Here is a 24,289-nt window from a genome sequence, read left to right on the forward strand (position 1 = left end):
TCACTCGCCCATCGCCATTTCGCTGTACATTTCGGTGTTACCGCTAACCGGATCGAGACTGGCTTCGGCAAATGATTCGTCGGTTTCCCAGATGCGGACACGGACGGCGCGGGCACCGGACCCATCGAGGGCGACGGGGCTCATTTCTTCCAGCAAGTACTTGGCCATGTTTTCCGCCGTGGGGTTGTACGGTAACACGAACACACGCGAAGGGGTGACCATTCCGAGCGCTTGTCGGGCATTCTCGTCGTCTTGGTGGATCAGAAATCCATGGTCCCAGTTTTCGTCGATCCAACCTTTGACGCGACGTTTCAGATCAGAAAAATCAATCACCCGACCGACATCGTCCTGTGTTTCACCTTGCACAAAAAAGTCGGCAACATAATTGTGCCCGTGAAAGTTTTCGCACTTGCCGCCATGATGCAGCAATCGGTGACCCGCACAAAATTTGATGCGGCGCATGATGGTCAATGCCATAACAAAAGCTCGTTTCGATCAATCGGCTTAACGAAATAAGGAAGTCTCCGGACGATCTCGCCGGTCCGGTATTATTGACTGGCGACAAGCGTCGGGAAAGGCGAAATCGATGGCAGGAGGGTCCCACCACCGGGCCGGGGGCAAGTTTCCAATTCGACTCTCGCGATAAAAATTCAGATTCGATCGGTCGGCTGAACTCGCTAGCGTCGGGCCTGTTGCGTCTTCGGTGCGTGAAGTGGCAACGTTGGATGTCCAGGATTCTTACTGCCCCAGTGGTAGTTCGACTGTCGTCCAGTCGACCGCGTCTCGCATGATGCTGGCGTTGATGTTCAGCATCTTTGCCTTAAGTCGGGCGACAACTTCGGGACGTTCGTTAGCCAGATCAGTCGTTTGAGCAGGGTCTTCGGCCAGATCGAACAATTGGAAGTTCTTGTACCCGCCGGTGCGGATTTTGGGGATCCAAGCTTCCTGGAACAAGTTGTGGTTGGACATTTCGTAGTCGCGTTCGGCGACCAGTGAGTAGGCACCGTCTCGGATGGCGATGATTGGACGAGAACGCTGCAAGTGCCAAAACAGTGGCTGCGGGCGATCGAGCGTCTCGGTTTGCCCGAGCAGCAGCGGCGTCAGGTCGATACCATCGAGATGAATCGATTGATCACGCTTCAAGCCTAGCAAACCACAAACTGTTGGCAGGATGTCGACGATTCCAGCGGGAACCCGTGACGTGGTTCCCGCTTGAATCTTTCCCGGCCAGCGAAAGATACCTGGCACTCGGATGCCGCCTTCCCAGTTGACGCCTTTGCGACCACGCAAGCCACCGGTTCGGTCATCACGATAGCTGCCGTTGTCAGACGCATAAATAATCAGGGTGTTATCTTCGACACCCATTCTGCGCAAGTGATCGATTAGTCGTCCGATCGCGCGGTCGGTGTTATCGACCGTTCCCGAGTAAACGGCGGCCTTGTCGCCTGGCTTACCGTACGTTTCAGTGATGTCTTTCGGGGCAGCGATCGGGGCGTGCGGTTCGTGGAACCATGCATTCAAAAAGAAGGGGGCCGATTCATCGTCGCTGTGTAGTGTTGTTAACCAGTCGATCGCTTCGTCGACGACCAACTGGCATGAGTAGCCTTCGAGTTTTCCGACCGGTTCACCGTTACGAATAAAGTTGTCTGGGTTGTGATGGCTGGGGCTTGCGTTATTCCAAGTCGCGAACCAGTGGTCAAAGCCGTGTTGGTCAGGCGTCGGCTTGTCGTGTTTTTCGGTCGGAAGCCCGAGGTGCCATTTGCCAACATGTGCGGTGCGATAGCCGGCGTCTTTAAAAATCTCTGCCAGTGTTTGTTCGCGAAGTAACAAGTGTGACTTTTGAGATTCGTCTTGAATCCAGCTATATACTCCGGCACGGATGTGATGTCGCCCGGTCATCAGGACGGCCCGTGAAGGCGAGCAGACCGCGCATCCCGAATAGAACGTTTCGAAGCGTACGCCAGTGGCGGCAAGTTGATCAATGTGAGGCGTCCTGACCGGGCCGTTGTAGCAGCCGATGTCTTGGTATCCCAAGTCATCGGCAAGAAGCATTACGACGTTGGGGCGATCACCGGCGGCGACTTTGGGATGCACCGATGCCGCAAAGACCATCACGAGAATCGTGAACAAACGCGACAGCGGCAACCGAGTCGAGCGTGCTGTCGGGAGCATTGCCGAAGAGAGTACGGTGCTCGCAACTAATTGCCGACCACACGACGTGGCTTGATCAAACGCCATGAAGAGATACCGCCTAGATTTGGAATGGACACTGACAGCGATCGGGCATTTCAAAGCCGATGCCACGAATTTCAGCGTGCCATTCTAATCGATCCTAAGCGGCCTGGCGGTTGGTGCGGCGGCTCAACCGTTTTTCGGGAGTCCGCTGAACAATGCTGCGATCGGAAAGTGGGTAACGGATTTTTACGAGCGCGTTTTTCATTGCAACCGCATCTCGGAAACGCTTGCGCGGTGCCGGGTCAATTGACTTTCGAATCAACGCGACCAAGTCGGCCGAAAGACCGCGCCGCAACCGGTTGTATCCTGGCAACGGCGCTTCAAAGGGATATTCGGGAAGTTCCCCTGACAACAACCGGTATAGCACCAAGCCTAGTGAGAAAACATCGCTGCGATAGCTCGGATGCCCCATCGCTTGTTCGGGGGCCATGTATCCGAGTGTTCCCGACGCGGAGACTTCGTGGCCGACCGTTTCTAAGCGGGCCAGACCAAAATCCGTCAAGCGAATGACTTGGTCGGGGAACAAAATGAAATTTTCCGGTTTGATGTCACGGTGCAGAACGCGATGTTCGTGAGCAAACGCGACTGCTTCGACCATTTGAATCAGGTATTCGATACAAACCGCGCGCGACATGCGACGACACAATCGATCGGCGAGAGATTCGTCGCCAATCGGGAACACCATGATAAAGTTTTCGTCGATGAACTGAGCGTCTTTGAGCTGCAGGATTCCGGGATGTTCGAGGCGAGCCATGATTCGCACCTCACGCTGCAAATCGTCCATCGATTGCGAATTACTGATGTAACGGCAATCGGGGATTTTGATCGCTACCTGCCGACCTTCGATCGTATCGGTAGCGGCGAACACCGTCGCAAAGCCACCTTCGCCGAGGCGTTTGGTCAAGCGGTATTTGCCCAATCGTGAGCCGACGCGAAGATTCGGCGTCGCTGACTTTTGATTGGCAAAAATTCTGAACGTCGTCACGGGCTTTCCGGTCAAAGGCGCAATGAACGAGCCGGCTGTAGACTCGACTCGAGAGCCCCCGGCGGCAGGCGCGCATTTTCAGCGGGGAAGAATGCGTCCACCTCGTAATCCGCTTGATCGACACAAATGGAGTCAGCGGTACAGCTTTTGATCGGCGGAGAACGGACTTTCGGGCAAATTTTGTTGCACCGGCGGTCAATCGGCCGGCAGTTCGTTTGCCGTCCGTAATGGGTCGATCGCCGATTCATTGCTGCAAAGCGAACCATTCTGCCGCAACCCAAACCTCTACTGCTATGCGGTGCTTTCTAAAAGCGTGGAGGAGAATTCGTTACCGCGCTGCAGAATGGTTAAACTGTTCGGTCCCGTCATCTGGGAGTCAACAATGATCGATCACGCGTGTCGGTCGTCGGATTTGGCCCTCAATCGCTCGCCGTCGATCGACGTACTACTTACTTACTGCCCGCCCATCGGGGCCCACCGTGAAAACACTCTGCGCTCATCTTCACCACGTTTTCCGATCGTCAATCATTCCTTCTGTCATCGCCAGTTTTCTTTGGAGCATGACGGTCGCTATTGCCAGGGCTGACGAGATCGCCGATTCAGATTTCCCAGACGTCTACAACAACGAAGCCGATCGCGATGCCGAACCGATGGATCCGGCGATGGCTGCAAAAACGATGCAGCTACCCGAGGGGTTTTCTGCGTCGGTGTTTGCGGCCGAGCCCGACGTCCGCAATCCGATCGCGATGGCTTGGGACGATCGCAAACGTATGTGGGTTGCCGAGAACTACACGTACTCCGATCGAACGCAGCATTTTGATTTGTCGCTGCGAGACCGCGTCATCGTTTTGCATGACAGCGATGGCGACGGCTCGGCGGACGAGCGAAAAGTCTTCACCGACAAGGTCCAAATGCTGACGAGTGTCGAGGTCGGTCGTGGTGGCGTTTGGTTGATGTGTCCACCACAGCTGTTGTTCATTCCCGATGCGGACCAAGACGATCGTCCCGACGGGCCACCCCAAGTCGTCTTGGATGGATTCACGGTCGCAGATGCGAACTACCACAACTTCGCCAACGGGCTGCGCTGGGGGCCGGACGGATGGTTGTACGGACGCTGCGGTCATTCATGTCCTGGAAAGATCGGGCGTCCGGGGACGCCGCCGGATCAGCGGGTGCCGATCGATGGTGGCATCTGGCGCTATCATCCAGAGTGGAAAACCGTCGAAGTCCTGACTCATGGGACCGTCAACCCATGGGGGCATGATTGGGATAAAAACGGCGAACTGTTTTTTATCAACACCGTGATCGGACACCTTTGGCACTGCATGCCCGGAGCCCACTTTATCGAATCGTTCGGCGAAAGTCCGAACCCCTTGGTTTACGAACGATTGGACATGATCGCCGATCACTATCACTACGACCGCAACGGATCATGGCAACAAAGTCGTGATGGGGCGGCCAATGAACTTGGCGGTGGCCACGCCCACATCGGCATGATGATTTATCAAGGCAACAAATGGCCACAGATTTATCATGACAAATTGATGACCTTGAACATGCACGGTTTGCGCTGCAACGTCGAATCGCTACATCGCGAAGGGGCCGGGTATGTCGGTTCCCACTGTCCCGATCTGTTTGTCTGCAAAGACCCGTTTTTCCGCGGCATCGAAATCAGTACCGGACCCGACGGAGATGCCTACGTTTTGGATTGGAGCGATACCGGTGAGTGCCACGATCACACCGGTGTGCACCGGACCAGCGGACGTATTTATAAAGTCTCTTATGGCGCCGATGATTCGGCAGGACCCTTGGCAAATCGATTTACCAAGCCAGCCTGTTTGGCTGGGGATGGACAGTTGCCGCAACTTTGGCGTGACTATATCGATGGAAGTGTCACGCCCGAAAGGTTGCGACAACTGCTTGATCACGATGAAGAACACGTTCGCGTTTGGGCGATTCGCTTGCTAACCGACCGGTGGCCGTTGGATACATTTTTGGGGCCGCCCCGAGGGGCGACATATCCAGCCGATCCTATCAGTGTGCGGCGATTCCACGAATTAGCCGAAGCGGATGAATCAGGCTTAGTCCTGTTGACGTTGGCGTCGACGCTCCAGCGGATGCCGGTCCAAGATCGACTGTCATTGGCGACGCGATTACTTAGCCGAAGCGAGTTCGCAAACGACCGTGATTTGCCCTCGCTGATTTGGTTTGGCCTGATGCCGGTGGCCAAACAATCGCCAAGTCAGCTTGTCCGGGCGGCCACGCACTGTCGTTATCCTTCGGTGTTGAAGTGGATGTCACGGGCGATCGCATCGAGCGTGGAACGTGAACCTGCCGCGCTCGATGGATTGCTGGACGCCGCATCGTTGTTTCCAGCGTCGATGCAAATCCAAGTGCTTGTCGGTCTTGGTGAAGCCTTCGAAGGCTGGCAAAAAGTCGACGCGCCACCGGCTTGGTCGCGATTCGTATTGAGCGAAGCTGCCAAAGCTCGGCCCGAACTGACACGGCGATTGAACCTTCTCTTCGGCGACGGGCAGGCTCTCGATGAGCTTCGACGAATTGCCTTGGCGTCAAACGTTCGATTAAAGACGCGTGTTTCGGCGCTTCGTTCGTTGATCAAAGCCCAGCCGAAGGACTTGCGGAAGATCTGCGAGTCGCTATTAAATCAACGCGAACTGAACGCGACCGCTGCTCAGGGATTGTCGCAATTCAATGATCCCGAAGTCGGTAAGAAATTGGCATCGATGTACCGTCGCTTTCATCCTAATGATCGTCCTGCGGTAATTGAAATTCTGGTCTCGCGTCCGGTGTTTGCAGATGCATTGTTAGACCATCTGGATGCCGAGCGAAATTCGATTCCCAAAACGGATCTGACGGCGTTTCATGCGCGACAAATTTTGGCGTTCGGTGACGCATCACTGGAAAAAAAACTGACCGAACGCTGGGGGACGCTGCGTGAATCACCGGCTGACCGGTTGGAAAAAATTTCGGCGCTGAAGGCTCGGCTGACCGAAGACAAACTAGCCACGGCCGATCTTTCGGCGGGGCGGGCACTGTTTAAGAAAACGTGTGCCCAGTGTCACCGATTGTTCGGCGACGGTGAAAAGATTGGTCCCGATTTGACCGGCGCCCAACGCTCCAGTCTGGATTACTTGTTGCAGAACATTTTGGACCCAAGTGCCGTCGTCGGTAAAGAGCACCGGATGTCGATCGTTTTGCTCGAGGACGGTCGAGTGCTGAACGGCTTGATCGTCAGCGAGAACGACAAAACGTTGGTCATTCAGACTCAATCGACCAAGGAGACAATTTCGATGGACTCGATCGAGCAGGTTCGTGTGACGCCGCTTTCACCGATGCCCGATGGGTTGTTGACCACGCTGACCGATAACGAGGTACGCGATCTACTGGGATACCTGATGAGTCCGGTGCAGGTCGAGCTTCCCTAGCAGAGTGTTCCGGAATCACTCGCTTTTCCGATACGGGGCGGGCCAGGACCCCGGGGAGGATTCCAGATGCGACGTCGCCGAGCCTACGCCTTGACGCTCCCAATCGGGAATAATCCAAACACAAGAAGTGACGTGCTCGATGAACCGTCTGGTCTCGTCGTGGATGGCAAGCTCGCAATTTCGAAACTCGGTTGAGGACGCCTTAGCCGATGATGTCCGTGACAACATGCGGCTCTTCGACACCGGTGAGGCGTTCTTCCAGTCCGCTGCGCTCGAAATACAGCTTGTGATGGTGCAAGCCGAGTAGGTGTAAGATCGTGGCATGAAAGTCGTGCACACTGACCGGGTTCTCGACGACTTTGTGACCAAATTCATCCGTCGCACCATAGGACAGGCCTCCACGCACGCCGCCACCGGCCATCCAACTCGTGAAGGCTTGCATGTTGTGGTCGCGACCGGTGTAGATATCACCGGTCTTTTGCGTCGTCGGTGTACGTCCAAACTCGCCACCCCAGATCACCAGGGTGCTGTCGAGTAGTCCGCGTTGTTTCAAGTCTTGCAGTAATGCGGCAACGGGTTTGTCCGTTCGTTCGCAGGCGGCGCGATGGTTTGGTCCTAGATCGACGTGGCTGTCCCAGGGTTGCTCTTCCAAAAAAATCTGGACGAAACGAACGCCACGCTCGACCAATCGCCGGGCTAGCAGGCATCGCCGCGCGTAGGAGTCGGTGGGTTTTTCACCGACACCGTACATCGATTTAGTTTTTTGGCTTTCACGCGACAAGTCGAGGGCTTCGCTCGCCGAAAGCTGCATCCGAGCGGCAAGTCCGTAGGATTCGATCCGCGAATCGAGATCGGGTTGATAGGGGCGATCCTGTCGATGAATCTCGTCCAGTTGTCGGAGTAATTGTCGCGCCGTGTCGGTCACCGGCGAAGGTTGTTCGTACTGTGGTTTCAGGTGCAGGATCGGCGACCCGGTCGGACGAAACGGAGTGCCCGCGTAGACCTGGGGAAGAAACCCGCTGGTCCAGTTCCGTGTGCCGTTCTTAGGGATTCCGAGGGGATCGCTCAAGACGACATAGGCCGGCAGATTTTGATTTTCCGATCCTAAGCCATACGTCGTCCAGGCACCCAGCGTCGGATAGCCCATGAACAACCGCCCGCTATGAATTTTGTAAAGCGCGTTGTCGTGATTGGGGTGGTCCGTCCACATTGAATGAATCATGCACAAGTCGTCGACCATTTTCGATGTGTGGGGCAGCGGATCGCCCATCCACATTCCACATTCGCCATGTCGTTCAAATTGATAACGTCCGCCCATCATGACGCCGATCCCTGCGGTCCCAAAGTTACCGAGGTCTTCCGGGTTGCCCGGATAGGCTTTGCCGTCCATTCGGTTCAAGGTCGGTTTGGGATCGAACAGGTCCATCTGGCTGGGCCCGCCGTTCATGAATAGCTGAATGACCGAGGTCGCGGTCGCCGGATGATGGGGCAGTTTGGGACGCAGGTTGTGACCGCCCAAGGCTCCCTGATCATGCGGCAATGTTTCACTTCCGAGTGCCGATGTGCCACCGAAGAAATCGTCGCAAAGCAATTGGGTTAGCGCCGCACCAAACAGTCCCTCACCGGCGCGCGAGAACAATCGTCGTCGTGTCAACGGCAGTGGTTTGGATTCGTTCACAGGTCGTTTCATTGGCCGGTTGGTACTCGCCACGGTTGGTGACTGTTATCGAGTGCTGTCATCAGACCGTCAATCGACGTACAGCAGCGCCGCGGAATTGAACAAGGTATGGCAGTAGGCTTGTAGAGCCGGTGTTCGATCACCGCGATAAAGTTCGGTTAGCTTTGCGAGTGTGTCTCTTCCGGCAAACAATTCGTCGTCATTGGGCTGCCTTGTCAACAACACGCCGTAAACGGTTTCGATCACCGATCGGTCATCCGAGATACCCGCATCTGAACAAATCGCTTCGATCCGTTCGGCAAACGCCTGCGACAATTCGTGGATGTGCCCGTTGTTCATCATCAGCAACGCTTGTGGCGAAACGGTCGAGACATTGCGTGACAAACAGTTGGGACCCATCGGTGGGTAATCGAAGGTGTCCATCATCGTAGGAATTTCCGTACGGCGATATTGCAGGTATACGCTGCGTCGCCAGTTTCCTTCCGGTGTCGGATCGATGCTGACCAAGCCATCACGATCGACAGAGACCGCGTCGGGAAGTCCACCGGGATTGGGATCCAAACGATCGCTGACAAACAACAGAGAATCGCGCAGGGCTTCGGCGTCCAGGCGACGAAGGTTCATTCGTGAGAACCATTGGTTGTCAGGATCATGCTCGCGGTGTTGATCGGTCACCCGGCTCGATTGCCGGTAGGTATCCGAATTCATGATCAAACGATGCACGTGCTTGACGCTCCAGCCGTTGTCGACAAACGATTTCGATAGCCAGTCGAGTAGTTCAGGATGTGTGGGGCGATCGCCTTGGCGTCCAAAGTTATCAAGACCGGCGACGATCCCTCGACCGAAGTGATGATGCCAAATTCGATTGACCATCACACGGGCGGTCAGCGGGTGATCGGGACGTGTTAGCCAGCGCGCAAACGCCAGGCGACGACCGGTCTTAGCGGTGCCGCCGGGGAACGGCGGATTGACTTCAAACGTGGTCGTGCCATCGGTCAGGACTGCCGGAACGCCCGGTCCGACCCAGCGTCCTGGTTTGTTATGCTCGCCACGTTGAAGTAGGTACGTTGGCGAGGGACGACCTTGATCCCAGAGGGCTCGGATTTCCAAAGTCGGCGCCAATTGTCGACTCAATCGATCGATTTGTCGTCTCAATCGTTCGATCTCGGTGCGGACTTCGACAACCTCCGTCGGCTGCTCCGAATCGGGCAGCAACTCCGCTAGCTGTAAGCGTTCGACGAGCGTCCGTTGAGGCAGCGTTCGATTGTTGTCGGCGATCCGGAGTGCCTTGACGGTCAGTTCATTGTCCTCGTCAGACTGGTTGGGATAGTGCGCGCGGAGCAGCGAGAGTTGCAACTGCTTCTTCGCCTGCTTTTGCTTTGATTGAAGTTGTTTGATTTTCCGTTGCAGCGGCGGGTTAATCTTGGCGGCTGTTTGGCGTTGATGATCGGTGCCGAAGTTGATCTTTCGAGTCTTAAAGCTCAGCCAATCGTGTTCGTCGAACGCCCCTTGAAAGATCGCCTTGAACCGATAGTAATCGCGTTGGGGGATTGGATCGTATTTGTGTGAGTGGCAACGGGCACATTCCATTGTCAATCCCATTAGTGAGGTGCTGACAATGTTGATGGCATCACTGATGACCTTCAATCGTTCGGGGACAAAATTCATCGTCCGCGATCCGGTCTCGTCGATTCCCATTCGCAGAAAGCCTGTTGCGACCAAACGGTCGACCATTTCTTCGGTCACCGTCTCGGCATTTTGGTAGTCGACCAGTTCATCTCCGGCGAGTTGCTCCAGTAAGAATTGGTCGTACGGCTTATCATCATTAAAGGCATCAATGACGTAGTCGCGATACTTCCATGCGACCGGGCGAATGGGATCCGCCGAAATGCCTCCTTCGGAATCCGCGTAGCCGGCAAGGTCAAGCCAATAGCGTCCCCAACGTTCGCCGTAGTGTGGCGATTCCAGCAATTGATCAACCATCCGCGCGTACCACTGCGGGTCAGTGCTCTCACGCCAGTATCGCCATTGTTGTCGTGTCGGGGGCATTCCGATCAAGTCCAAGTAGACACGCCGAATCAAAGTGTCACGGTCGGCTTGGGGAGACAACGTCAAACCGTGTTGGCGAAGTCGATCGCCGATGAAGTCATCGATCGAGGTTGATGGTGAATCGTTGTCTCGGATCGGCAGCGGCTGAAACGACCAGTGTGAACGGTCTTCGTCAGTCACTAAAGGATCGGGGGCACCATTGGCGACATCGGGTTTTAGTGGAAGTTCCGTGGCGCCTTGGTTGATCCATTTTTTCAGCTGTTCGGTTTCGCTAGACGTTGGCCGTCGCACGAAGAACTTCAGTAACAAGTCACTTGGCGGGCAAGCTTCGCTTTCGATCCGCTGAATCATCAAGCTTTGCTCGGCGTCACCGGGCTGCAAAGCGGGCCCCGTTTGACCGCCGCATTTCATCCCCGCGACCGAGCGGAGGTCAAGGTCACCGTCTTGTCGCTGAGCACCATGGCAGGTTACGCACCGCAGCAAGACGATTGGCAGCACGTCGTGCTGATGAAGCGGCGTTTTCGTCTCGGACGCACCCGCAGAGAGGTCCGCCGATGCGATCCATTGCTTAAGCGATTGCTTTTCGTCTTCGGTTAATCTGGGCAAGCCTTCGGGCGGCATCTCTTCACTTTCGATCAGATACCATAGCGGGCTTTCGTCGAGCGTCTCGCCGACAGCGGGTTCACCGGACTCACCGCCTTGCCGGATGCCAGCGAGCGTCGCCAAATTAAGCTCACCCTTCTGGACTCGATCGCCATGACACCGTCCGCATTTTTTGGCTAGCAGCGGTTGGATGTGCTCCTCGAAACGTTCGAGCGTTTTTTTTGGTGACCGTGCCGGCGGTCGCTCGAGCGAATGCCCCGTTGATTCCATCACGATAAATGCGACCACGAGTGCGGTGGCGGCGCGAAGCAGCGACATAAGGCGGTGGTGGTCGGTGGGATGGTGGAGGGAGGATTGCGATCGAGCGAAGCAAACGTTCGTGTGATCGCGAAGTTGCCGCAGCGTGCACCGGTGTCGTGAAACGGATGCAGTAGGAGGCTTTGATGTATCAACGATGCGGGCAACATTGATGCGGGCAATGTTTCCGGGTGATTGATCGACCGCGAGCGATCAGTTTAATGGGCTGTGAAACCGGGGACAAGTTTTTGCGAGACTTCTTGATATTGGCATCGCACCCGCCTCGGGGATTCGCAGCATCCTGGAAAGTCGGTTCGGACTGGGAAGTTGGTAGCAAAGCCCGCCATGGTGGACCGATGCGAAAGAAAAAACGCGAATCACTGCGGTACGACAGCGATTCGAGATTTTTTCTCTTCAATCCCTAAGAAATCTCGTCGTCGTGCGTCCTTTCGGGCGGCTACGTTAGACCGAGAGGCGGTGCGCGTCGCCACGAGTCTTTACTGCACGAATTCCCGCGTGAAGCGTGGGAAGCTTACGTGCGAGCCATCACGACGAACTTTCTGATATGGTGATCTGTCATGATCAAGCGAGATCATAAACACCCGATTCGGCGGAGCCTTTGCCGTAACTTTTCGGCTTTCGCAGCCGGCTCCGTACTTCTCTTTGCCGGTTTGATCCCGAAAAACGTCATGGCCGAACCAATCGGATTCATGGAACGCTATGCGTTGGCAGCCGACCGCGAGGCAGTCCTTGCAGAGCTGATCCCGGGCAGCGACGACTATTACTTCTATCATTGCCTGCACTACCAAAACCAACAGCAATTGGCGCAGGCCGAAGCGATTTTGAAGTCATGGGTGAATGCACGAAACGGTGGAATGACGCCTTTGATGCACACCATGACCGAGCGTCAGCGGTTACTCAGCTACGATCTGAATCCACAAACGGCGATCGATTATCTGATTCGTCATCTCGGGATTGAACTAAGCCATAGCCCACCGGTGCGTCAGGGGGAGCGACGTTATCCCAGTGCCCTACCCGAACAACTGCTCGATGCGGAATCGATCGTGCGTCGTTCGCTTTCGGAAAACATCAAGCTCTCTCCGCAAGGAAGGCAAATCGCCGCTGACTGGTTTCTGTCGGATACGCCGGGCAACCTGGGGATCGGTTTGCATGACTTCCTCAATCAAGTCGACGGTCCTTACCTCAATGCGCTCGATCGCCTGGTCGTCAAAGAGCTGAATTCGCGAACGCAACGCGATCGCAAGTTTGGGGATCTTCGGGCCCATACTTTTCTGACCCTCGCCGAGTTAGATGAGGTCGGTCGACAGGTCCCCTCGATCGCTGACGACAATGCGTTCGTCAACGCAAAACTCCATCGCCTGCGCCCCGGCGCGGATGTGGATTTGAGTCAGCAACCCGAGCAACGGCGGGAGTATTTGCGGCGAGTCGAACTGTACACGCAATCCCTACCCCCATCGTATAACTCGCTGAAAGCAAGTGCGGCCTATCGCTTGATGGAAGCCAATCTGCAGGCGGGGCACTGGGATAAGGATCTGTTTATTCGCTATCTGCGTTTACCACGTCAAAGTCATATCGTAGCACCCATCCTTGCCCGCGCGGGGAATCGTGCCAACCTTGGACAGAATTATTCTGACGTCGCCTTCCTGCCACCGGTCGGCAACGACCAACCACTGATCGAAACCTATCTCGAACACTTTTTGCGTGATGCAAAGGATTTCGAGGAGTACACCGATTTGCTTCAGCCCGACTTTGTCCGCCGGGTGTTCGCGAGGACAAAGCTGCTTGCCGGAGTTTCGAATCCTCAGCCGTTCTTTGAAATGTTGTCGGCGGCCGAGCGTAAGGAACTACGCGACAAAGTCGAATTGACATTCGCGCCGCAGAATCGCACACGATTTTCTGGTGACGATTCAACCGAGTTACTCGTCGACGTCAAGAACATCGACAAGCTGGTGGTTCGGGTCTACGAAATCAATTCGCTCGCGTACTATCGAACGAACACGCACATCCTTGATACGAGCATCGATCTGGATGGACTCGTTCCGACCTACGAGCGTACTCTCGAATATGATCGTCCCGCGATCGAACGGCATCGCGAAACGATCGCAATCGACGAAACGAAAGGGCGTGGTGTTTGGATCATTGACTTGGTTGGCAAAGGCCGTCGCGCACGAACGATCATACGGCACGGCGATCTGCATACGGTACGGTCACAAACGCCTAACGGGACCCAAATCACGGTGCTTGATGAGGGACGCAATGTGGTTCCGTCGGCCAAGCTGTTCTTTCAGAATCAAGAATTCACGGCGGATGACCACGGGCATATCTTGATACCGTTGGTCAGCGACGCAAAACAAGCGAGAGGGATCATCTTTGACGGTGCGATCGCTCGGGAAGTGAAGCTGAACCCACTGGTCGAAAAGTACAGCCTGAAAGCCGGGTTCTTGATCGATCCGGTGTTGGTTCAATCAGGAAGGATGGCCACGTTGGTAGTGCGGCCTCGGCTATCACTCGGTTCGGTTGCAATAGATCCGTCGATCCTGAAAAGCTTGTCACTACGTGTGGCGGCGATCGACCTCGATGGGATCGAAACGACAAAGCAATTCGAAAACATTGAACTCGATCAGGCAAAAGAGACAACGGTGGAATTCCGTGTTCCGCCTCGTTTAGCGAGTCTGCACTTTGAACTCTCCGGCGAAATCCCTGGACTAAGTGATCATCGGACACGGAAATTGAGCGTCGGTGAGACGATCGAACTCGCCGGAATCCGAAAAACGAATCAGACCGTCGATGCGTTTCTAACTCGAGACGACGAAAACTATGTGATCGAAACCCGCGGCCGCAATGGCGAGATCGTAGGCGGGGCGATGGTAAAAGTCACCTGTTCGATGACGCTCGGTGATTTCAGCCCCGAAGTGACGTTGCAATCCGATGATCGGGGGCGTGTTCGGTTGGGAACGCTGGACAATGTAGGTGTACTTTCATACGGGATCGCCGGACAACCTCGCCATCATTTCACGACCCGGATCGACCATCAGCGCTGGCCATCGGTCATCCATCTGTCGACCGACGAGACGCTTCAGTTGCCTTTGGTCGATGGTAGCGGTCGAGAGAATTACCGATTGTTGGAAATTCGCGATGCCGCATTTCAGACCGACGTCTCAGAGACTCTGCGAGTCGAAGCGGGGTTCTTAGTCGCGGGCAAGTTACCGGCCGGCGACTACGTGATCTACGATCGTTTAAAACATCAACGGACCGAGATCTCCGTCGTTGAAGGCAAGGTGATCGGAGATGTGATTGCCGGGAAAGTTCGTCATCGGCAAAAAAGTCCACGTGTCCCCCTGTCGATCGAATCCGTCGTACAGAATGATGACGGAAGCATTCGTTTGCGGTTGAGCGGCGAAACAAGATTGGCACGCGTTCACTTGGTCGCCTCTCGATACTTTGGTCAGACATCGGCGTTCGATGCGCTGAAACTCGACATGCCTTTGTTGGACGGTCGACGGCTTTCGTTAATGCGATCCGGGTACATCAGTGATTTACGACTAGGCGACGAATATGAGTACGTGTTGCGACGGCAGTTTGCGGCAAAGTACCCCGGAGTCATGTTGCCTCAACCGAGCGTCTTGCTGAACCCGTGGGAAACGGAAACAACGAGTAATCAGTCCCAGGTCGCCGGTGCCGGCGACGAAATGTCCCCAATGGCGGCGTCTGAACCCGCATCAGCACCGCGAATGCGAGCAGGCGGTCAACGCGGTGGCGCGGTAGCCGCAGTCGGATCGGACTACGACTTTTTGAGCGATGCCGGCGTGCTGGTCGCAAATCTGATTCCGGGCGAAGATGGCTCGCTAACGATACCGGCGGACGTCGTGCAGGGCATGCCGATCGTACAGCTAATCGTTTCCGATCCGATGACATTGGTTGGTCGAACACTCACCAACACGCTCGATGATTTTGAAACAGATGACTTGCGGTTGGCGAACTCGCTGCCCGTTGATCGTGCCCTTTCGTTCGAACGTGTTGTTTCGATTGTCGGACCAGATCAACCGCTCGATCTCGCATCGCTCGGCTCGGCCCAAGTGCAAGTCTACGGCGATGTCGACTCCTTGTTCCGCCTTTACGAGACGCTAATCAATGACGATCGACTGTCGGAGTTCGCGGTGCTGCGTCGGTGGCACACGTTGTCCGACGAGGAAAAGTTCGCCGAGTATTCGAAATTGGCCAGCCATGAACTGCATCTGTTCTTATCGGTCCATGATCACGATTTCTTCGAGGCTGTGATTCGGCCATACCTGAGCAACAAGAAAGAGAAGCAATTTATCGACCACTGGTTGCTCGGTAATGATGTTTCTGCCTATACCGAGCTTTGGCGTTATCGTCGGTTGTCGGCTGCTGAGCGAGCGCTGTTGGCCATTCGGTTGCCGGAATTGCGTTCCGGTATTGTTCGCGATCTCTCCGACATGGTTGATGCGGCATCGAATGATTATCGTCGTCGGCGGATTCTTATCGAAACCGCGTTACGATCGAGCGGACTTTCAAGATTCGACGCCGTTGCCGAAGCGAAGGTTTCTTCCCAACTGTATTCCATGGGCGACGTCGCCGAATCGGAAGCACTAATGGGAATGGCAGGCGGAATGGGGGGCGGTGGCTTCTTTGGAGATTCTTCAAGATCAGAACGACGCTCACGTTCCGCAGTTGAACTCCATGCCCGCCAATCCGATGGCCTTGCCCTCGGTCGATCAAATTTGTCGATGTTGAAGGCGCGGAAAGATGTCGCCGCTCGCATGCTGTATCAAGAACTCGACAGCACCAAGCAATGGGCCGAAAGCCATTTCGATCGCGTTCGATCGGTCGGTAGTGAACCGGGTCAGCTGATCCCCGTGGACGCATTCTGGAGTGACTTGGCGGGGCAAAAGTTTGGCCCCGGTAATCGTTTGCCTGTTTCAACCAATCTACTGGAACCGACGGGCAATCGACACGCGGCGTTGATCGCACTGGCGATGAGCGGACTCCCGCTTCAGTCCGGCGATATATCATTGCCGACCAAACCAGAAACCGTTTATCGGCCCGAACATGCCGTAGCCTTGGTCGCCAAGCGATTGCGTGAACTCAAGGCGGCGGACGATTCGGCCAGCGTCTTGATCGGCCAGCTGTTCCAGCTCGCGACTCCGGATTCAAGCCGCGACACGACCGAAGCGGTCAATGAACGCTTTCTGACCGGACGTGCCTACAAGGGCCAAGTGGTGGTGTCCAATCCAACCGCCGATGAGCAAACCGTTGAAGTGTTCTGGCAGATTCCGGCGGGAAGCCTTCCGCTTGCTAATAGCCAAACGACCGACAGCCAGACCCTCGTGATCAAACCGTTTGGCGTTTCATCAGTCGAGTACCAGTTTTACTTCCCAGTCGCAGGCACGTTTGCCCACTATCCGGCGAATGTTTCGAGGGGGGATCAACGACTCGCGTCCGCCGAAACACTGACATTCCGAGTCGCTGATCAGTGGGATAACGACGAAGTCACTTGGCAAAGCATAGCCGTCGACGGAACGGCAGAGCAGATTGGGGAATTCCTCGATCAAGCTAACGTGCACGAACTCGATTGGACGTTAATCTTTCATCGGTTGCGTGATCGCGAGGTTTTCGATGTCGTTACTGAAACGATCGCCAAGACTCGTTTGCCGCTGGCCGAGGTCTGGGCGTATGGGTTTCATCATCGCAATGAGCCCGCGATGCAGCGTTTCCTGTCATTGCGAACTGACTTGGTCGATCGTGTCGGTCCTGAATTGAGATCGACATTGCTGGTGGTCGACGCGATCGATCGACAGTCCTACGAACACCTGGAGTACGCTCCATTGGTACGAGCACGGATTCATCGCCTGGGGGATCAGGACGAGATTCTAAATTCGACATTTCTAAGCCAGTACCAGCGGTTCGTCCGTCGGATCGGATTTCAGCCCGCGATCGAATCCGAACAAGTGCTGCCGCTGACGTACTACTTGTTGTTGCAAAATCGTATCGAAGAAGCGATCGCGTACTTTCAGGGCCTGGACAGAGATACGATCGCTACGCAACTACAGTACGACTACTTGGCCGGCTACCTTGCGATGCACCAAGGCAACTATCAATACGCACTAGAAATCGCGACGCGGCATGCAGAACATCCGGTGCCGCGTTGGCGCGACCGTTTCGGCCAGATGTCGCTTCAAGTTCTGCAGCAGTCTGACTTGATGGACAATCAGCAATTGGTCAAATCGGAGACCGGAAATGGTGTGGATGAGGAAGCGGTTTCACCGGAAGCCGCCGACCTAGCAATCGCAGATCGCGAGCGCCGAAACAGCCAAGCTTCGGCGTCGGTTCCAGAAGTCATCGTGAGTGTCGATGGCGATCAAGTCCGTTTGAATCACCGCAACGCGGATCAGGTGGAGCTGAATTACTACGGCGTGGATTTGGAATTGTTGTTCAGCAAGGCGCCGTTCGCACGCAGCGACTTGCAAAAGATCGCGATGGTCAAGCCGACATCCTCCCAGACGGTCACACTGCGTTCGCAAACGGGAACAACCGAACTGGAGATTCCACGACAATTGCGTAGTAAAACGTTGCTCGTCGAAAGTCACGTCGGGGCGTCGCGAAGTACCGCGTTGTACTACGGCGGCCAACTGACGACCTACGTTAGCGAAGCATTTGGGCAACTGCAGACAACCGATGCGACGACTCATCGGCCGGTTGCCGGCGCGTACGTCAAAGTCTACGCCCGGTATCCCGGCGGCGACATTCGGTTTTTCAAAGACGGATACACCGATGGACGTGGGAGATTCGATTTCACCAGTATCAGTGCGAGCGATGCGAAGGGAGCCGAACGATATGCGATCATGGTGCTAAGCGAGACCAAAGGGGCAACATTGCATGAAGTCGCTGCCCCATAGCGTTCTCGCTTGCGAGCCAGCGTCGCTTCGTCGGCAGCCAGCGTCGCTTCGTCGGCAGTTCGTGCCTTGCCGCTCGCGTTGGCGATCGGCAAGTGATTTCGCTGACGCAAGACACTGAAATACAAGACGCCGAGGAACAAGACGCCGAGGAACAAGGCACTTAAATGCAAGAGGGTGCAGCCGGCATTGCCGACTGCACCCTCTGTTAATTCATCGTTATGGTTGGTGCCGAAGCCTACCAGTTGCGGCCTCCGCCGCCGCCGCCGCGGTGGCCACCACCGCCGCCGCCACCTCGGTAACCACCACCACCTCCGCCGCCGCCACCGCGCGGAGCACGTTCTTGAGCTTCGTTCACTCGCAACGGACGACCTTCGTAGTCGTGGCCATCAAGAGCGTCAATCGCTTCCTTTGCCGCTTCATCTGCCATCGTGACAAAGCCAAAGCCGCGACTTCGGCCCGTTTCTCGATCAGTCAGGACGATCGCATCATCGACCTGACCATACTGCCTAAAAAGTTCCTCTAGCTTCTCGGTCGTTACACCCCAGGCTAGATTCCCCACATACATTTTCATCGCTTCAATCGCTCCCTAGTCCAGAAGGCCTATGCACTCGGAGCATTCGGCGACGCACACACAGCGGTCCATTTCGTTCTGAGAGTTCGGTCTTCAATCACACGGGATGACGCCATTCGCCATCCACTCTGCCGCCGAGTGTAACACTAATTGAGGGTGGGTTGGCGATCATTCTGCTGGGTATGTGCACTTCCTTACAAAAAGTTAACGCAACGAAGTACCCCATTTTGCCGCAATCGTCTCCGCCACCACCCACCTAAATGCCAGCAAATGAACATGCCGAAACTCGTGGTTCGTCTCGATAAAACAGGGCCGGCTCTTCATCCGACGGGCGTTTGCCCGGTGATTGCGCGGAAACTGTGGCGAACGCGATTCGGTGAATCCCAAGATAGAACGGGAACGAAGCACTAGGATAGGAGCCGGTAGGGGCACGTCTTTTCGTGTCTCGTCGTGTGATTCGAAAGGTCATCCCGTAGGATCGGAGCACGACAATCGCTAGGCTTTGGCTGTGTTTTGTCGCAACGCGTGGTTGGCGGGGGAAGCGTTTGCTGGCTGGGCTTGCTGTTTCGGAAAGCCTTCGCCGTCTTGGGCTGTCGATTGACCGGATTTCCTCGCTACCACGGGTCGCAACGTCATTCTCCGCAAAGGATTCGCCCCTTTATGTCGCCTCAGTCAAATCGCCGGGTAGCTTCGTTGGGCTGTGTTTCGGCCATGTTTTTCGTAATCGCCTGGGGGGGATGCAATTCTCGGCCGACGTCCCGGTCCGAAAAAATCAACGTGGTTGCTACCGTCGGGATGGTTGCGGACCTCGTCCGACAAGTCGGCGGTGACGACGTCGAAGTGACGCAGATCTGTGGGGCAGGGGTTGATCCACACCTCTACAAACCCACCACCGACGACGTCCGCAAGATCCAAAGTGCCGAAATCGTTTTTTACTGTGGCCTGAAACTCGAAGGCAAAATGATCGACACGCTCGAAAAGGTCGGGCAAACCAAACCGGTCATCGCGATCACCGACGCCGTCGACGCGTCGCGATTGCTCCGTGCTGGCGGCGAAGAAACGTTGGGCCAGTCCGCACATCCGGATCCGCACCTTTGGAATGATGTTTCGCTATGGAGCCAGTGCGTGCCGCTGGTGGCCGAAGAACTCGGGAAGCTTAAACCGGAGTTGGCCGACAAGTTCGCTGAGGCAGCGGTCGCTTACCAAGCTGAACTCGAAAAACTGCACGCATACGGCCAGCAGGTGATGGCGACGGTCCCCGAAAAAAGTCGCCTATTGATCACGTCACACGACGCTTTCAGTTACTTCGGACAAGCGTATGGACTTGAGGTTCAAGGGATTCAGGGGATCTCGACCGAATCGGAGGCCGGGTTGCGGCGGATCAACGAATTAGTCGACTTGCTGATCGAACGCGACGTTCGGTCGGTGTTCGTCGAGAGTAGCGTTCGTCCAAAAAACGTCGAAGCCTTGATGGAGGGCGCAGCCCAACGCGGTCACGAAGTCAGCACCGGAGGGGTTCTCTTCAGCGATGCGATGGGGCTCGCCGGGACTTACGAAGGAACGTACGTTGGAATGTTGGACCATAACCTCAGTACAACGGCAGCCGCACTTGGTGGACAGGTGCCCGCTGGCGGTTTTGGCGGTAAACTGGGTGGAAAAAGTAGTCCCAAGTGATGCCTCAGCCGAACGAGCCTTCCGATCCAGCCACACCGCTGTCAATCTATGATTTGACGGTAGCGTATCACCGCAAGCCAGTGATTTGGGATGTGTCGTTTGATCTTCCCTCCGGCAGTTTGGTTGGGATCGTCGGTCCCAACGGTGCCGGAAAGAGCACGCTGCTAAAGGCTTCAATGGACTTGATCCCTCGGGCGTCGGGACGCGTTCGTTTCTTTGGTCAGACCTACCGGCACTCGCGAAATCGTGTCGGCTATGTGCCCCAGCGCGAAAGTGTCGATTGGCAATTTCCCGTCAGCGCGCTCGATGTCGTGACGATGGGCTTGTACGACAAGATCGGTTGGTGCCGGCCGGTTCGAAAACGTCACCGTGCCCAAGCACGTGAAGCGTTGCGTCGAGTTGGCATCGGTGATCTAGCCGACCGGCAAATCAGCCAGCTATCCGGTGGCCAACAACAGCGCACATTTCTTGCTCGGGCGCTCGTCCAGGATGCCGATTTGTATTTGATGGACGAACCCTTCGCCGCCGTTGACGCGTCGACGGAACTGGCGATCGTTGACATCTTGCGTGAATTGAAAGGACGCGGAAAAACGGCCGTGGTCATCCACCACGACTTGCAAACCGTGCCGGAGTATTTCGACTACGTCGTGCTACTAAACATGCGAGTCGTCGCACACGGACCGGTCGTCGAAACGTTTACCCCGGAAAATCTACAAAAGACGTATGGCGGACGACTGACGTTGTTGGACGAGGTCACCGAAGCGATGCGCCGGCGTGAAACGAGCTTATGATTGCGTTGTCGGACTTGATGACCGTTGCCGTGATGTGGACGCCTGTTTTCGTCGACATCGCTGGGGTGGTTGGCGGGTGGGTGGGCCTAGCCGAATTCAGCCCACAGCAAGCCGCTTCGGTCAACCCATTTTGGTCGGATTTGGTTCGTGTCGTCACCATGCGTGACTACAACACGCGCGTGGTCATTTTCGGCGTTGCCACACTCGGCGGCGCGGCAGGTTTGGTCGGCAGTTTCACCTTGCTTCGTAAACGAGCCTTGATGGGAGATGCCTTGGCCCACGCCAGTACCCCCGGCATCGCGCTCGCCTTCATGATCGCGACGGTGATGGGAGGCGACGGGAAATCGATTCCGGTTCTTTTGGCCGGGGCGACGGTGACAGGGTTGGTCGGCGTCGCTGGGATTCTCCTGATCCGCAATCAAACGCGATTGAAAGAAGACGCGGCGTTGGGCATCGTGTTGAGTGTCTTCTTTGGTTTGGGCATGGCCTTGTTCGGCGTGATTCAACAGATGCAGACCGGTCATGCCGCAGGCTTGGAAGGCTTTATTTTTGGAATGACGGCCTCGATGCAGGCAGCCGACGCACGCCTGATCGCGATCGTATCGGTGGTGGTTATTTCGGGATGCCTGTTACTATTCAAAGAGCTTCAACTGCTTTGTTTTGACGAAGGATTCGCCGGCGCCCAGGGGTACCCGGTGGTCTTTTTAGACATCCTACTGATGGCCATGATTGTGCTGGTCACTATCGTCGGGCTTCAGGCGGTTGGGTTAATTCTGATTATTGCGTTATTGGTGATCCCGGCAGCGGCGGCGCGGTTCTGGACCGAAGCGATGTCACGAATGATGATTTGCTCGGCTGTGCTGGGAGTAACAGGCAGTGTGATCGGTGGATTGGCCAGCGCAGTCTTTCCCGGTCTGCCATCGGGGGCGATGATCGTTCTGGTTTGTTCGGCGTTTTTCTTCGTCAGCATGATGCTTGGGACGCGGCGTGGCGTGTTGATTCGGCTGTTACGTCGCCAGCAGTTAAACCGGCGAATCGATCGCCAACACTTGCTGCGTGCGATGTTCGAACAGATCGAACAAGGTCAACCAAAGGCACCCGCGGGCCAGACACCTCCCAAAGCAATCGCCCACCGAAAGATTACCGTCTCGGTCGCCAAATTGATGTCGATGCGAAGTTGGTCGCTGCGGCGGTTGGAACGAGCGATCGACCGAGCGGTCGATGATGATTTGATTCGTCGTTCAAACGGATCTTGTAAGTTGACCGGTGCCGGTCTGACCGAAGCGGCGCGTTTGACCCGGCAACACCGATTGTGGGAAATGTATCTGATCACGTTCGCCGAAGTCGCGACGGCCAACGTGGATCGGGATGCAGATGCGATCGAGCATGTGCTCGCTCCGGAAGTGATCGACCAGCTCGAAGATTTACTCGATGATCAAGGCACCACGATTTCGGTTCCCGTCAGCCCTCACGAATTAGAACAGCGGTCGACAGCGGAAACGCCGGCCGACGAGCATACGGCCGAGGAATGGTCCGTCAACGTGTCGGGCGATCGAGGTGCCGAGTCGCCTACGAGGGAGCAATCTTGATAAACGGCAATGCACTTTCGTTGCTCGCGATCCAATGGTCGTGGTCGCTTGATGGTTGGATCGTTCTGGTCGGCGCGCTGGCGGCGGTATCGTCGGCGCTGTTGGGCAACTTTCTGGTGCTCCGCCGGATGAGCATGTTGGGCGATGCGATCACGCATGCCGTGTTGCCTGGGATCGCGGCGGCTTTCTTCATCACTCAGTCGCGTGATTCGTTGACGATGTTCCTCGGCGCGGTCGTTGTCGGCATACTCACCGCGTTTTTCACCGAGTGGATCCGGACGACCGGGAATGTCGATGAAGGGGCTTCGATGGGAGTCGTCTTCACATCGCTCTTTGCACTTGGATTGGTGTTGTTGGTACAGACGGCGGACAACGTTGATCTGGATCCGTACTGCGTGTTGTATGGGGCGATTGAGTTGACGCCACTCGATACGGTCAACGTCTTCGGCCATCTTGTTCCTCGTGCGGCAATGATCTTGGGGGCGGTGACGATCATCAATATTGTTTTCGTGATCGCGTTCTTCAAAGAGCTCCGTTTGACTTCATTCGATCCCGCGCTCGCGACCACGATGGGCTATTCAGCGAAATGGATGCACTATGTGTTGATGGTTTTGGTTTCGGTGACCGCCGTCGCTTCGTTCGAGAGTGTCGGGAGCATCCTGGTCGTTGCGATGTTTGTCGTACCGCCGGCCGCGGCATACATGCTGACCGACCGTATGGGCATCATGATTCTGATCAGCGCGATTGTTGCCGCCTGTTCGTCGATGTTGGGACACGTGATGGCGATCAGTGTTCCGACTTGGTTCGGGTTCGGTAGCACTACGACCGCCGGAATGATCGCCGTCGCGACGGGGATATTTTTTGTGTTTGCAGCGACCTTCAGTCCGACACACGGCGTCTTGGTCAAAGCCGTCCGACGCCAGGTATTGTCGCTCACCATCTTGTGCGACGACATCGTCGCTTACCTTTTCCGGGCCGAAGAGATCGACCATCGAACGCCCACACCTGGCGAAGTACAGGAAAACTTGTTGACCACGGGAACCGCTTTGCGACTTGCGATTCGAATGTTGCGTCGGTCAGGAGAACTACAATCCGGGACGACTTCGCTTGAATTGACAAAGACGGGCCGGCGCCGCGGACAACGCTTGGTGCGTTCTCACCGATTGTGGGAGCAATACTTGGTCGATCGAGCTGGTCGCGGAACGGATCGAATTCATGACCAAGCCGAACGGTTCGAGCATTTCACAGACCGTGAACTTCGCGAGCGATTGTCCAAGCAGACCGATGCCCCCAAAGAAGACCCGCACGGCCGTCCTATTCCGGACGAGCATGAATAAAACCGTCAATGCGAGGCGATCTTCGTGTCATGCTGGCTCGACCTCAATCCACGGTTCCGGTTGTAGCGTTTAGTCCAATCGTTGGTGGTCAATTTG

The 24,289-nt window shown here is 55.8% G+C and carries 12 protein-coding genes; 6 read left to right on the plus strand and 6 right to left on the minus strand.

From position 1 onward, the window contains the following. The 3 genes from FYC48_RS22580 to FYC48_RS22590 form a co-directional block, all read right to left on the minus strand. Positions 1–477: a 6-pyruvoyl trahydropterin synthase family protein gene (locus FYC48_RS22580; protein WP_149499058.1), complete on the minus strand. Its 477-nt coding sequence runs from the start codon at positions 475–477 to the stop codon at positions 1–3. 261 nt (positions 478–738) lie between these two features. Next, positions 739–2,238: a sulfatase-like hydrolase/transferase gene (locus FYC48_RS22585; RefSeq protein ID WP_235034375.1), complete on the minus strand. Its 1,500-nt coding sequence runs from the start codon at positions 2,236–2,238 to the stop codon at positions 739–741. Positions 2,239–2,332: 94 nt separating this feature from the next. Then, positions 2,333–3,220, minus strand: a complete 888-nt coding sequence (locus tag FYC48_RS22590) for a serine/threonine-protein kinase (RefSeq protein ID WP_149499059.1) — start codon at positions 3,218–3,220, stop codon at positions 2,333–2,335. Positions 3,221–3,780: 560 nt separating this feature from the next. On the opposite strand from FYC48_RS22590, the gene FYC48_RS22595 reads away from it, so the two are divergent. Then, on the plus strand, positions 3,781–6,666 hold the full coding sequence (locus tag FYC48_RS22595; RefSeq protein WP_149499060.1) for a PVC-type heme-binding CxxCH protein: 2,886 nt from the start codon (positions 3,781–3,783) through the stop codon (positions 6,664–6,666). 202 nt (positions 6,667–6,868) lie between these two features. Here the strand turns inward: FYC48_RS22595 and FYC48_RS22600 are convergent, their stop codons facing one another. After that, the gene (locus FYC48_RS22600; protein ID WP_200836677.1) at positions 6,869–8,356 is read right to left on the minus strand and encodes a DUF1501 domain-containing protein; all 1,488 of its coding nucleotides are present in this window, start codon (positions 8,354–8,356) and stop codon (positions 6,869–6,871) included. A 57-nt stretch (positions 8,357–8,413) separates the two neighbouring features. Next, positions 8,414–11,314: a PSD1 and planctomycete cytochrome C domain-containing protein gene (locus FYC48_RS22605; RefSeq protein ID WP_149499061.1), complete on the minus strand. Its 2,901-nt coding sequence runs from the start codon at positions 11,312–11,314 to the stop codon at positions 8,414–8,416. Positions 11,315–11,982: 668 nt separating this feature from the next. Here FYC48_RS22605 and FYC48_RS22610 point away from each other — a divergent pair. Further along, positions 11,983–18,231, plus strand: a complete 6,249-nt coding sequence (locus FYC48_RS22610; RefSeq protein ID WP_149499062.1) for a hypothetical protein — start codon at positions 11,983–11,985, stop codon at positions 18,229–18,231. 235 nt (positions 18,232–18,466) lie between these two features. Here the strand turns inward: FYC48_RS22610 and FYC48_RS28680 are convergent, their stop codons facing one another. Beyond that, a complete protein-coding gene (locus FYC48_RS28680; RefSeq protein ID WP_149499063.1) occupies positions 18,467–18,802 on the minus strand; it encodes an RNA recognition motif domain-containing protein in 336 nt (111 codons plus the stop codon). A 777-nt stretch (positions 18,803–19,579) separates the two neighbouring features. On the opposite strand from FYC48_RS28680, the gene FYC48_RS22620 reads away from it, so the two are divergent. From FYC48_RS22620 to FYC48_RS22635, 4 genes are read left to right on the plus strand one after another with little or no spacing between them, the layout of a single operon-like run. Continuing rightward, a complete protein-coding gene (locus FYC48_RS22620; protein WP_235034376.1) occupies positions 19,580–20,476 on the plus strand; it encodes a metal ABC transporter solute-binding protein, Zn/Mn family in 897 nt (298 codons plus the stop codon). Further along, entirely contained in the window at positions 20,476–21,267 is a 792-nt protein-coding gene (locus FYC48_RS22625) for a metal ABC transporter ATP-binding protein (protein WP_149499065.1), read from the plus strand. Before FYC48_RS22620 ends, FYC48_RS22625 begins: the two co-directional genes overlap by 1 nt. Beyond that, on the plus strand, positions 21,264–22,856 hold the full coding sequence (locus FYC48_RS22630) for a metal ABC transporter permease (protein WP_235034377.1): 1,593 nt from the start codon (positions 21,264–21,266) through the stop codon (positions 22,854–22,856). The genes FYC48_RS22625 and FYC48_RS22630 overlap by 4 nt, the downstream gene beginning before the upstream one ends. Beyond that, the gene (locus tag FYC48_RS22635) at positions 22,853–24,193 is read left to right on the plus strand and encodes a metal ABC transporter permease (protein ID WP_230776026.1); all 1,341 of its coding nucleotides are present in this window, start codon (positions 22,853–22,855) and stop codon (positions 24,191–24,193) included. The genes FYC48_RS22630 and FYC48_RS22635 overlap by 4 nt, the downstream gene beginning before the upstream one ends. The last annotated feature ends 96 nt before the right edge of the window (positions 24,194–24,289 follow it).

The organism is Roseiconus lacunae (assembly GCF_008312935.1).
Taxonomy (GTDB): domain Bacteria; phylum Planctomycetota; class Planctomycetia; order Pirellulales; family Pirellulaceae; genus Stieleria; species Stieleria lacunae.

Coding starts and splice junctions, on each gene's coding strand:
- FYC48_RS22600 (WP_200836677.1), bottom strand. CDS start 8,356: ATGAAACGACCTGTGAACGAATCCAAACCACTGCCGTTGACACGACGA.
- FYC48_RS22610 (WP_149499062.1), top strand. CDS start 11,983: ATGGCCGAACCAATCGGATTCATGGAACGCTATGCGTTGGCAGCCGAC.
- FYC48_RS22580 (WP_149499058.1), bottom strand. CDS start 477: ATGGCATTGACCATCATGCGCCGCATCAAATTTTGTGCGGGTCACCGA.
- FYC48_RS28680 (WP_149499063.1), bottom strand. CDS start 18,802: ATGAAAATGTATGTGGGGAATCTAGCCTGGGGTGTAACGACCGAGAAG.
- FYC48_RS22630 (WP_235034377.1), top strand. CDS start 21,264: ATGATTGCGTTGTCGGACTTGATGACCGTTGCCGTGATGTGGACGCCT.
- FYC48_RS22585 (WP_235034375.1), bottom strand. CDS start 2,238: ATGGCGTTTGATCAAGCCACGTCGTGTGGTCGGCAATTAGTTGCGAGC.
- FYC48_RS22625 (WP_149499065.1), top strand. CDS start 20,476: ATGCCTCAGCCGAACGAGCCTTCCGATCCAGCCACACCGCTGTCAATC.
- FYC48_RS22605 (WP_149499061.1), bottom strand. CDS start 11,314: ATGTCGCTGCTTCGCGCCGCCACCGCACTCGTGGTCGCATTTATCGTG.
- FYC48_RS22595 (WP_149499060.1), top strand. CDS start 3,781: ATGACGGTCGCTATTGCCAGGGCTGACGAGATCGCCGATTCAGATTTC.